The sequence below is a fragment of the Oribacterium sp. oral taxon 078 str. F0262 genome (assembly GCF_000160135.1).
In the GTDB taxonomy this organism is placed as follows: Bacteria; Bacillota; Clostridia; order Lachnospirales; family Lachnospiraceae; genus Oribacterium.
In genome coordinates this window covers 61,145-72,556 of record NZ_GG729935.1, presented here as the reverse complement: position 1 = coordinate 72,556, position 11,412 = coordinate 61,145, and the positions used below count along the sequence as shown (strand labels likewise).

Annotated in this window: 8 protein-coding genes and 4 pseudogenes; 5 read left to right on the top strand and 7 right to left on the bottom strand. The window is 49.2% G+C overall.

The features are described from left to right. Together GCWU000341_RS07800 and GCWU000341_RS07795 are read right to left on the bottom strand one after the other, a co-directional pair. Positions 1–304, bottom strand: a pseudogene (locus GCWU000341_RS07800) (IS3 family transposase); the annotation flags it as partial. Between the two features lie 29 nt (positions 305–333). Next, positions 334–672: a transposase gene (locus GCWU000341_RS07795; RefSeq protein WP_040653899.1), complete on the bottom strand. Its 339-nt coding sequence runs from the start codon at positions 670–672 to the stop codon at positions 334–336. Between the two features lie 261 nt (positions 673–933). Here GCWU000341_RS07795 and GCWU000341_RS07785 point away from each other — a divergent pair. From GCWU000341_RS07785 to GCWU000341_RS07765, 5 genes and pseudogenes are all read left to right on the top strand, one after another. Next, positions 934–2,090, top strand: a pseudogene (locus GCWU000341_RS07785) (IS3 family transposase). 117 nt (positions 2,091–2,207) lie between these two features. After that, complete coding sequence (locus tag GCWU000341_RS07780) at positions 2,208–2,594, top strand: DUF4357 domain-containing protein (RefSeq protein WP_242651648.1); 387 nt, start codon at positions 2,208–2,210, stop codon at positions 2,592–2,594. 15 nt (positions 2,595–2,609) lie between these two features. Further along, positions 2,610–4,130 (top strand): ATP-binding protein, encoded by a 1,521-nt coding sequence (locus tag GCWU000341_RS07775; protein WP_009215335.1) that lies wholly within the window; start codon positions 2,610–2,612, stop codon positions 4,128–4,130. A gap of 8 nt (positions 4,131–4,138) precedes the next feature. Beyond that, complete coding sequence (locus GCWU000341_RS07770) at positions 4,139–4,384, top strand: hypothetical protein (RefSeq protein ID WP_009215334.1); 246 nt, start codon at positions 4,139–4,141, stop codon at positions 4,382–4,384. A 24-nt stretch (positions 4,385–4,408) separates the two neighbouring features. Then, positions 4,409–4,963: a GNAT family N-acetyltransferase gene (locus tag GCWU000341_RS07765; protein WP_009215333.1), complete on the top strand. Its 555-nt coding sequence runs from the start codon at positions 4,409–4,411 to the stop codon at positions 4,961–4,963. A gap of 1,200 nt (positions 4,964–6,163) precedes the next feature. Here GCWU000341_RS07765 and GCWU000341_RS07755 read toward each other — a convergent pair. The 5 genes and pseudogenes from GCWU000341_RS07755 to GCWU000341_RS14480 all read right to left on the bottom strand — a co-directional run. Then, a pseudogene (locus tag GCWU000341_RS07755) lies at positions 6,164–7,209 on the bottom strand (Gfo/Idh/MocA family protein). A 94-nt stretch (positions 7,210–7,303) separates the two neighbouring features. Continuing rightward, positions 7,304–8,134, bottom strand: a complete 831-nt coding sequence (locus GCWU000341_RS07750; RefSeq protein ID WP_009215327.1) for a carbohydrate ABC transporter permease — start codon at positions 8,132–8,134, stop codon at positions 7,304–7,306. Next, complete coding sequence (locus tag GCWU000341_RS07745; RefSeq protein ID WP_050761983.1) at positions 8,131–8,973, bottom strand: carbohydrate ABC transporter permease; 843 nt, start codon at positions 8,971–8,973, stop codon at positions 8,131–8,133. The genes GCWU000341_RS07750 and GCWU000341_RS07745 overlap by 4 nt, the downstream gene beginning before the upstream one ends. Positions 8,974–9,126: 153 nt before the next feature. Then, complete coding sequence (locus GCWU000341_RS07740) at positions 9,127–10,497, bottom strand: ABC transporter substrate-binding protein (RefSeq protein ID WP_009215325.1); 1,371 nt, start codon at positions 10,495–10,497, stop codon at positions 9,127–9,129. 480 nt (positions 10,498–10,977) lie between these two features. Then, a pseudogene (locus tag GCWU000341_RS14480) lies at positions 10,978–11,410 on the bottom strand (IS30 family transposase); the annotation flags it as partial. Positions 11,411–11,412 lie beyond the last annotated feature (2 nt).

Genomic DNA, 11,412 nt, shown 5'->3' with positions numbered 1-11,412 from the left:
CGGCTTTCGTTATTCCATTTGGCTTACGCTTTGGACGATGACTGATGCCGATTTCTTCCATTACTCGATAGACGGTCCGCTCACTCGGGATATCGACATCCTTCGGCTTCTTCTGCAGAAGAGCATCACGCATCCTGGAACGACCATAGGTATCATTACATTCATCTTCCTTTAGGATATCCTGCATAGCATCGGCCAGCTTCTGATATTTCCAAGGCCGATCCTTACGTTGCAGGTATTTATAGAATGCCTGGCGGCTCACATGGAGCATCCGACAGTAGAATGTAAGTTTCCCTTTCATCATGCCGCCTTCTGTCTTAACAGCGATATATTTCAGCCTTTCATTTTTGCTGACTTCAGACGGCTCGCGGCGAAAAAAGCGCTGGCTTCCTCCAGGAACTCATTTTCTTCTTTAAGACGACGAATTTCCTTATCCTGATCTTTGACCTGCTTACGTAAGGTGATCAGCTCCTCATTCAGGGTCATAGCACTTTTGGGGGGCTGGGATCCCGCTCCAAGATCCAGATTTCCGAGCCTATTAGCGCGTATCCATGTATAGAGCGTGTTTTTGGGTATGCCGAGTTCACGTGCAGCTTTTGCCTGGCCAATCTCTTTTGCCAGCTTAACTGCCTGGATTTTGTACTCCTGATCGTACTGTCTGTTAGTTGCCACCGTAAACGCCTCCTTATTCTCCTGATTATAATGAACCCCTTGAGAATAAGATGTCAACTTTATTTATACAGCATCATTATCCATATTGCACCCCTCCGCCCTTTTTCATTATATCGCCACAGTGATATAATGAAAAGAACGATGGATGCAATAAGCCAAAATGACGATCTCCAAGGTGATGCTTATCTTGAGGTGATATACTAACGTTGTAACACCAGTGGCTTAATGAGTATAATAAGCTTAGTAAAGGAGCAAATCATTATGTCACGAAAGTATGAACCGGAATTTAAGCGTAAGATCGTCCGTCTGCATCTTGAAGAGGGGCGAAGCTACAAGAGCATTACTGCAGAGTATGGTGTCTCTAAAACTGCAGTTTCTCATTGGTGCGAAGAATTCAGCAAAGAATGCCAGTCCATAAGCCAGAACAATCCGACTGCTTTTACCGAGGCAGATCTCATGAAGGAGAACAATCGGCTCCGCCGTGAGCTGGAAGAATCCAAGAAGGAGGTGCTCTTCTTAAAAAAAGCGGCGGCATTCTTTGCGAGGGAGATCGGTTAATGGCTTACCGCTTCATCGACGATTATAAAGCTCTTTTTGGCACCCGTTGGCTGCTGCACAGACTGGATATCGATCCAAATGCATATTATAACGATAGAAAGCATCGCAAGGCGGCCTGCCGGGAAGAAAAACAACGCATTAAGAATCAGATGGAAGAGATCTATCATAAGCATAATGGCGTTGATGCTTACCGTATGATGCAGGCCTATCTGGAACGAGCAGGCATTGTTTTGAGTCCCTTGACTGTGCATAAATATAGGAATACGGAACTGGGGATCCTGTCTGTCACCCGCCGAAAACGCCCTGAATCCCATAAGGGGAAAGCACATAAGGTGTTCCCCAACATCCTTTAGCAGGATTTTGACAGCAATGAGATCAATACAAAATGGTGTACCGACTTCACCTGCCTGTTCTTAGAAAATGGAGAAAAACGCTATAACTGCACTATTCTGGATCTTCACGATCGAAGCGTTATTGCAAGCATCGCAGATAGGCATATGACTGCAGATCTGGCAGTCCGGACCATCCATAAAGCGATAGAATCACAGCCTGAAATCAAAGGGGTACTGATCCTGCACGGCGATCAGGGAAGTCAATACACATCCAATGAGTTCGTCGAATACTGCGAGCGTATGCGAGTCACCCAAAGCATGAGCAAAGCCGGATATCCATACGATAACGCTCCGATGGAAAGGTACTTCAATACACTGAAGAATGACTTGATTCATGAGCACAGCTGCAAAACGGAGGACGAGCTGTATAGAAGTATTGAGGAATACGCTTATGTCACATACAACCACGCCCGTCCGCATTCATACAACGGATATAAAACACCGTTCGAGGCCCGATATATCGCGTAAAATAGGAGGCAGCTGCCTATTCTGCAGAAGTTGCCCTGCAACTTCTTGGCTGCACACCTGTGCGAGCATCCCACTGCGTCAAGGATGCCGCAGGCACGGCCATCCGGACGCTTGTCCTTGACGCAGTGGGATGGGAGTGCTTCCCGTCAGGAACTTCATGAAATTCAAGCCATAAGTGTTACAAAAACGCTTGACCAGAACACCATAAAGACCGTTGGAAAAGTTGAGGCAGACGGCATTCAGGCAGCAGAGGGCTTTGTTGTTTTACAGGGCAGCCATATATCTCCTATTGGCGGCAATACGATTCCGGCTGTTGTAAAGGAACGCAGGCAAAAATCACAGATAGATGACGATCATATTCTTCAGGAGGATTTGCTGTTTACCAGCCCATCCTATGCAGCTATGTTCGTTGTCGGTAAGAATGCAAATGGTCTGACAAGCTGGAAAACGGCAGACGGGCAGACACTGAAATCGCTGGAAGCTGATACAACGGATGAAGCTTAAAGGCAGGTGACGCTTATGACTATAGAAGAAGTTCTCGCAAAGAACGAAAAACAGATATTTGACCGAAAGAGCATACAGATCAAGCCTGTGGATCTGTCAGATACCATTTGCGCTTTTGCGAATGCGGACGGCGGCACGATTGCCATCGGCATATCGGATAAGCACCGCCGGATAGAAGGTGTCGATTATCACGAAGAGCAGCTGAATGAAATCCTGCGTACACCGATAGATTTCTGTAATCCGACGGTTCCGATAACTACGGAGATGGTGGAATGCGTCAATTACGAAGGGAAGCCGGATCATGTGCTTTTGATGCACATCGAAGCCAGCCCGTTGCTCCATGCCAATCAGGCAGACGAGGCATTCCTTCGTGTCGGCGACAAAAGCAGGAAGCTGGAATTCAATGACCGCATGACGCTGATGTATGCCAAGGGTGTGCGTTATTACGAGGATGAGCCTGTGGCAGACGCCACCATCGATGATCTCGATCTGGATTTTGTGAGAAGCTACTGCAAGCGCATCGGATACACCAAGTCCCCTGAAGAGTATGTCCGGGAGAACAAGAAGTTCGTCACGGTCAAAGATGGGAAGGATCAGGTCTCAGTAGCAGCAATCCTGCTGTTTGGCAAGAATCCGCAGCTCTTCTTCCCCCGCGCCTTTATCCGCTTTATCCGCTACGACGGTACGGAGGCAAAGGTCGGCAAGGATATGAACGTGGTCAAGGATGTGATATTTGAAGGACGCATTCTGGAGCAGGTGGAAAAGGCGGTTGACTTCATCAAAATCCAGATGAAGGAAAAAACCTATCTCGGCCATGACGGCATTTTCGTTACCGAGGAAGAATACAGTGAATTCGTCCGCACCGAGATTGTGGTGAATGCCGCTACTCACCGGGATTACGGCATCAAAGGCACGGACATCCAGATCAAGATGTTTGATGACCGGCTGGAAGTGGACAGTCCCGGTACCTTTGCCGGGATGGTGAAGAAGGAGAACATCCGCTACACTCACTTCTCGCGGAATCCGAAAATCGCTGCGTTCCTGAAAGATTACGGCTATGTGAAGGAGTACGGCGAAGGTGTTGACCGGATGTGCAAGGAGCTGGAGGCAATCGGTCTTCCCGATCCGGTATTCAACAACAGCACATTCATCCTCAAAACGACGGTTATGAGCGCGGATCAAGATCAGAGGAATGCCGGAAATGCGAGGATTGAGTCTAAAAACGCGAGGATTGGAGAGGAAAACGCGGGGATTGAAACGTCGAATCCGTGGATTGATGCAAAAAATGCGTGGATTGAACATATCAGAAGCCTGCACGAGAAGGGGATGATGACGGCCATCACATCAACTGCCATCATTGCAGTGCTGGAGGATCTCAGGGAAAATCAGGTAATCGGCACACAGGATGTGCAGAAAATCCTTGATTGTAAGGAAACTAAAGCACTTCGCATTATTACGGAGATGAAAAAGGCTGAGGTCATCGTCGCAGTTACCGGTCAGGGCAAGGGCAGATATATTTTGAATAACAAAAGCTGAGGTTGAAAATGAGTACATTGTTAGAAACGGAAAGATTGATAATAACTGAAATGACGATGGACATGGCAATGGATGTCCACAAAAATTCATTGGATGAAGATACCAGAAGATTCGTGCCGGATGAAGTTTTTGAGACAGTTGATGTTGCATCTGGACGTGTATTGGAGAAATGTGGCTTTCAGACTTTCTTTACCGGAGAAGGCGCATATCACGATGGAGTCTATGAAATTAGCAAAAGTATCTGGAAGGCTTGAGCGACAAGTTGGAGGCTGAATGAAATGATCTTACCTGAAGAAAAATACGAACTGGACGGAAAAGAGATTTTGCTTCGCAGCGCAAATGAGAATGCCGATGATGCCAATATGCTGATCGACTATCTCAAAACTGTCACCGGAGAGACGAGATTTTTGATGTGCGAGCCGGATGAGGTCAAATATACTACTGAAGGTGAGCTTAGTTTTATTAAGGAACACAATGAGTCAGAGAACGGTTTATTGATACTCGCGTTCGTTGATGGTGAGTATGCCGGAAATTGTTCTTTTGAAGGAAAGGCAAGCAGCCGCAGGGCAAAACATCGTGCTGGGATAGGGATTGCCTTGTTCCAGAAGTATACGGGCTTTGGTCTTGGAAGACTGCTGCTGGAAGTCCTGCTCCAAAAGATAAAAGAACAAGGGTATGAACAAGCAGAATTGACTGTGGTCGGCGGAAATGACAGGGCTTACCATCTGTATGAAAGCTTGGGCTTTAAAGAGTGCGGACGCATTCCCAATGCGAACAAATATGATGATGGGACATATAGCGATGACATTTTGATGGTGCTGCCGCTGAAATGAACATCCGTGATACCTTTTAACGATACCAAACATTTTAACGATGGCAGAAGGGGGTGTCACTTTTGAGCGAAGCAACAGCTACAGCGTACAAATTTATACCGACAAGGCGCACCTCTGCAAGGGTGCCAAAGTGGCGGAAAGCCCAGAAATCAAGCGGTTTCCGAGCTGTTTCCACACATAATCCTTGTATCAAAGATAACGTCTTGATAGACCTTGCCTGCGGAAGCGTATGATTTTCTCTTTCTGTTCCTTGGTCATAAAAATCACCTCCTACAGGTAGCTCACGGGAGAGCGAAAAATGAACCCCCTAAAATAACAAAGACCTGTGAGCGTCCGAAGACGTCCACAGGTCAAAAAGAAAGCCGTATCAAATTCTGCTTGCGTAGTCGAGTGAAATCCATCCTGCGCCGCTCTTGATCCGTCCCCAGCCTGCGGTCGAGCCTTTGCCAGACTTCACCTCCACGATGGTGTAAATGCCGACGGGGATATACTGCGTCCTGTCGTAGTCCGTCTCCGGTCTCTTGCGGATGTTCAGGTCAGGCTTCCCTGGGCATAGATCAATTTTCTATCATTTTGATTTTCGCATGGCCTCACTGTGAGGGAAGATGGGGATCCGGCTTCAGATAATCCTCCAGTCTGCGCATATTTCCTGCGCCGTTTGAAAGCAGCGCGGAGCATTTTTACAGAAGACGGTATTTGGGAGATTAGAGGCATTGGCAGTGGGCTGCGGATATCCCAAAGATCGTGTCGCTGTCGATCTGGTCCCGGGAGCTGAGAAGAGCAGAGCTTCCGCCGTCCGCATAGACTCCGTGATCCGGATAGAGAATCTGAACTGAATGGGTTTTCGTCTGGATATATTTTCGTCTGGATATAATGATCTCCAAAAATGCACAGGGCGGGCTCCCCGGATGGGATAAAAATCCTGAGCTCCTGCCGCCCTGTGCAAAAGAAAGAATAATTTTAAGCAATCGGGAAAGCGGTTTCCTCGCTCTCCGAAGATCTCGAGGAGACGCGCCCCGAAGCTCGGCCGGGAAGACGGAAAAACTCCGTCTGTTTTGGGACTCAGAGATCGTCCCGAAGGAAAGCCGGTATCAAAAAGCAAGGGGGAAGCGGCAAAGGACCGGATGAAAAAGGGCCGTACCGGAGACCCCGGCATTACGGATCGAAAAGCTTTAAAAAAGCTTCCGGAGGAGAAAAAGTCTATTTCATGACTTCCTCGACACTGACCTTTCGATCCTCTCTCAAGGAGAGAGAGGCAGCATCAGCTGCGGCGATGGCAGCGCGGGCCGCCTCGCCGTTCATCAGAGGCTTAAACTCATCGGGGATCGGAGCACCGTGCAGTACGCTGTTAAAAAATGCCATCTCCTCCTCCATAATGCTGTGCAGCCACATCGGCGGCTTCCTGCCGGGCCTGCCGTACTGGATCGCACCATCCATCTCTGTGCTGTGGTAAATGCGGCTTCGGTCATCATCAATCTCCCGGCTTGCATGAACGCAATAATGCTCCTCACTGCCGTCAGCCAGCTTGACGGTCATGCCCGTATTGCACAGGTCAATGCGAATGGCACCTTCCGTCCCCTGAATCAGAACGTAATGCTCCGGCCAGCGGAAGGCTGAACCGTACTCGATAATGGCATAGCTCTTGTTGCCGAACTCCAGATTCAAAAACAGCATATCGTCCTCATCGCCAAGGCCGGTCCGCTGTGAGCCACATTGCCGCCGGTCATGGTAACACGTACGGCCGGTCCCATAATGAACTGAATGCAGTCCAGTTCATGAATATGATGATACAGGTGCCCGCCGGATTTGGCGCGAATCTTCTTCCAGCTGACGGAAGGCTGCGGCTCCTCCCAGCCATTGCGTGCGGAGTGAGCATACAGCACCCTGCCGATCCGGCCCTCCCGGATCATTTTCTTTGCCAGACGGACGCCGTGGAAGAAGTTCATGACATGACCGGCCATAAAGACAACGCCGTTTTTCCTGCATTCACTGACCATAGCATCGCAGTCTGCGTAGGAAAGTGCAATGGGCTTCTCACAGAAAACAGCCTTTTTATTTCGGGCCGCCTCCAGCACCGGCTCCTTGTGCAGATAGTTGGGCGTCGCCACGATGACGGCATCCACATCCGGGCGAGCGCAAATACTCTCCAGCCCCGATTCGTTCTCACAGCCCAGCTCCTCCGCAACGGCAGCGCCGTTTTCCGGATCATAGACCGCAGCAATCCTCGCTCCCTCCTTCTGAGCCATAATGCGGCCGAGCTCTGCGCCGAAATAGCCGGTACCCACGATTGCATAAGATATAGTTTTCATGATCTGATACCTCTCCTATTATTCTTTTTCTTTATTTTACCGCGCCTTCGGAAAGTCCCCCCACCATCTTATTTTGGATGAAGCAGAAGAAAAGAATGGAGGGAATGACGACGATGGCACAGGCTGCCATCAAGGATCCCCAGTTCAGAATATCGGCCCCTTCCAGTGTCTTTACAGCGACTGATATCGTAGTCTTGTCAGAGCTGCTCATCAGGATCATCGCATAGAGATACTCGTTCCAGGCATTGATGAAGACATAAATTGCAGTGGCGACGATGCCCGGGGAGACCAGCGGCAGAACAATTCTGACGAAAACCTCCAGCTTGTTGGCCCCATCGATTCGGGCAGCCTCCTCTATGCCGATGGGCACCGTCTTAAAGAAGCCCACCAGCATCCACACAGCATAGGGCACGCTGAAGGATAGGTAGACAAGCACCAGTCCGATGCGGGTGTTCGTCAAATTCAGTCTGGCCATGACCATAGCATAGGGGATGACCAGCATGATGGAAGGAAACATATAGCTTGTGACTAAAACTCTGGTCATCAGGCTCCCCAGCCGTGGAAAGAAGCGAACCACGCCGTAGGCCGCCAGGGAAGAAATGATAACGGCGATGACAGTAGTACAGGCCGCAATGATCAGGCTGTTTCGAATATTGATGATAAAATTCAGAGTGATCAGAACGGTTCTGAAGTTTTCCAGCGTCCATCGAAGAGGCCAGATCCTGGTAGGATTATTCAGCATCTCGCTGCTGCTTTTAAAAGCGGAGACCAAAAGCCACAAGAGCGGAAAGACAGCTATGATCAGCAAGAGGATAAGGTAGAGGTTGGAAATAATATCGCCGAAGCGCCTTCCTTTTTTCATCCCTGATCCTCCTTTTCCCAATACGTGATGAGCGTGAAGTAGATCAGGCAGAGCGCGATCAGAAATAAAAGCAAAATGATGGAGGCGGCAGACGCACGGCCGACCAGCTTATTGGTCCATCCGAGGTCATAAATGTAGAGCGGCATGGTGGTTGTCATACCGGCAGGACCGCCAGCCGTCGTCATATAGATGATGTCAAAATTATTGAAGACCCAGATCGTCCGCAGGACAAGCAGCAGACCTACGACAACCTTGATGTGCGGGACTGTGATGTGAAGAAAGGACTGCCAGCTGCTTGCGCCGTCGATACAGGCGGCCTCATACTGATCCTGCGGAACGGTCTGAAGGGCGGCATAGACATTGACCATGATCATGGGGGCACCAAACCAGATATTGATAAAAACCAGAGTGGGCAAAACAAGTCCGGGGTCACTGAGGAACTGCAGCATACCCTTTGACAACCCCAGCTTCATCAGCAGAGTTGGAATATAACCCTGGATCCCGTTAAGCATCCATTTCCATACCAGAGCGATAGCGATGGAGGGAAAGGCCCAGGGGATAATCATACAAATACGGTAGATCGGCCGCATGACGGGATTTCCAACCCGTTTCAGTGCCAGAGCAGCACTGAATCCCACCAAAATCTGAGCGAAAAGACTGAAAAAGGTCCAAAGCAAGGTCGTCAGGAATGCCCTTCCGAATGCCGGATCAGCGAGAACCTTGATATAGTTGTCAAAGCCACGGAAAGACCAGCTCTGTTTGATCAAGGTCTTATTGGTAAAGCTGTAAAGCACGGTGGAGCACAACGGATAAAACAAGAGGCAAAGGACAACCAGCATGGCGGGCGCCACAAAGAGCCAGCGTACCAGCCTGTTCCCCCTGTCCGTTGGCACAGACCTCAGGCCGTGCGCGATTTCTTTCAGCATCCTATCCTCCCACATATTTTATCGGAAAGAGAGCAAAGAATCTGCTCTCCCGCTTATGGAAAGCGATCATTCAATCATAGTATCGAAAATATCATTGAGCCTTTTTTCGGCGGCAGCAGCGGCGGCTTCAACATCGGTTCCATTCGTGATAATGTCCTGGAACATCTCCTCAATAACCCCCTGAGAGCTCAAAAAGCCCGCCTGTGCGCAGGGACCGTGCTCGAATCCGATGGCATGGCCTTCTTCTACCGCAGTCTGGATCACATCGATGCAGTCGGAATACTCTTTGAGCGTTTCATTATCCAGATAAACAGGATCTGCGGCGATATCATTCAAAGAAGGCAGCATGCCGACGGGGACGGAATGGATAAAATCGATGTAATTCTCCTTCCGATACAGATATTCGATGAAAGCCTTGCAAATCTCAGGGTGCTTGGAGCTCTTCCACACAACCAGCGGAATGTGAGAGGCCTCGGCGCTGTAAACGGGATCACTCTCCTTCATGCGGGGCAGTGCTGCACAGCGCACATACTTGGCAATCTCCGGAGTATTGTTTTGAACTCCGCTGATCATAAAACCGGAATTGAAATCGAAGGCAGTTTTCCCCTGATAAAAGAGAGTAGCATGGTCGTTGACTGTGTAATTTATCGTCTCAGCAGGAGAGCAATTTCTGTAGACCTTCAGCCAGAACTTGATCCCGTCGATCGCCTCCTTACTCGTCAGATCGGCGCTCAGGTCATCCTTCAGCAAACTGCCGCCGGCACTCCTGACATAGTAATTCAGGTAGCGGGTGCTCAGCAGGTCATTGGGACTGCATGAGAAAGCCGCTCCGTACTGACCGTCCTTTGTGAGAGCCACAGCGGCATCATAGAATTCATCCCAGGTCCTTGGCAGTTTCAGCCCCGCACTCTCCAGCAAATCGCTGCGGTACCACATGACCTGTGCATGAGAGTAATAAGGCAGTCCATAGACAGATCCCTTCTTGCTCATATCGGACAGCGCATTGGCAGAGAAACGGCCTCGGCCGATCTTATCGGCCACATCATCCAGAGAAGTCAGAACATCGGCATTCAGCATCTCAATGAGCTCTCCGCTTCCCTGCGCGGTGCTCATATCCGGAAGATCTGCTGTGGTCAGTCCGGCATTCCATTTCGTATTAAAGTCTCCCCAGGAATAGGTCTCAATCTTGATTTTAACGCCGGGATTTTCCTCCATGAACTCATCCGCTGCTTTCTGTACGGCCTCCATGCGGGCTCCCTGTGTAAAGGAATGCCAAAAGCTGATTTCTCCCTTCAGCTGGGTCTCGGAGCCCGCAGCGGAAGAAGCCTTATCAGCGTCAGCGCTGCTTTTCGCCGTAGAAGAAGCGGTCCCGCCGCATCCGCCGAGTAGAGAAGCAGCCAGAACGGCGACGAGTAGAGAAGCAATTGCATTTTTCATACTTATGACCTCCTGTCATCCAGCCAAGCGTCAAGGAAAAAGACTTCCCTTCTTGCGATCTGGCCGTTTACATTGATTTTATTCCCATTCCTGAGCTCTCTTATGTAAAAGAGGACGAATTGCTGATCTATGCGTCCCTAATGCCCACCGGCGTTTGCCCTTAACTCTTCTATTCTCCCACTCCGCATATATATTATTTTCGGTATTGAAATCGGCTTGAATGCAGCCTGAGATTATTATATGGCTTCTTTCTGCCATGCACCAGAGTAAAAAATACGCAAAAATAAAATAATACGCTTATATATGTAGCATATTATCTTATTACATAAAAATATTCGATTATATTTTACTGTATACTCCCATTTCAATCGACAGAGTGGACGCCATAGCCGAATTAGGAAATCCAAGTTCCGGTTCGCAAAGTTAAATGCCTGATAGCAAAATTCCTTGCAAGAGTAAGTTCCGTCCCTCATAAAGTGCCTATTCCGGTAAGATGGCGCATTGATTCAGCAGCACAGCTGTGAGCTTGATCTGATCCGAAGGAATTTCTGAGTTCCCCAAGGATTGAAGAGTTCCCTCAGCATGTAAAAAGCGGATCGGCGGACCGGTTGCTCAGCTTTTTTCCTTTGTAGGAATCAATATGGCTCATCGTCAGAACCACATCCGCCTGTGTAAGGAGATCAAAAAAGGTCCCTTTGGACAGCACTCTGCGAATGAATTCATGGGTAACTTCTATGCCGCCCTTCCGGTCTGAGCGCTGAGGATCACAGGAAAGCACTTTGGTTCTGCGTTCACCGCCCTTGTTGAATTCGATGGCAGGCGGGTCTGTGAACTCACTGCCGCGCTCAGTCAGGATCACAGGAAACAAGGCGGTAAACGTTTCATACAGCTGCACGAAAGCGGATACAGAGCTTT

Bases quoted from the DNA above. Each gene is read 5' to 3' on its own strand.
- GCWU000341_RS07775 (WP_009215335.1), top strand. From the start codon at position 2,610: ATGACTATAGAAGAAGTTCTCGCAAAGAACGAAAAACAGATATTTGAC.
- GCWU000341_RS07770 (WP_009215334.1), top strand. From the start codon at position 4,139: ATGAGTACATTGTTAGAAACGGAAAGATTGATAATAACTGAAATGACG.
- GCWU000341_RS07765 (WP_009215333.1), top strand. From the start codon at position 4,409: ATGATCTTACCTGAAGAAAAATACGAACTGGACGGAAAAGAGATTTTG.
- GCWU000341_RS07750 (WP_009215327.1), bottom strand. From the start codon at position 8,134: ATGAAAAAAGGAAGGCGCTTCGGCGATATTATTTCCAACCTCTACCTT.
- GCWU000341_RS07745 (WP_050761983.1), bottom strand. From the start codon at position 8,973: ATGCTGGTTGTCCTTTGCCTCTTGTTTTATCCGTTGTGCTCCACCGTG.
- GCWU000341_RS07740 (WP_009215325.1), bottom strand. From the start codon at position 10,497: ATGAAAAATGCAATTGCTTCTCTACTCGTCGCCGTTCTGGCTGCTTCT.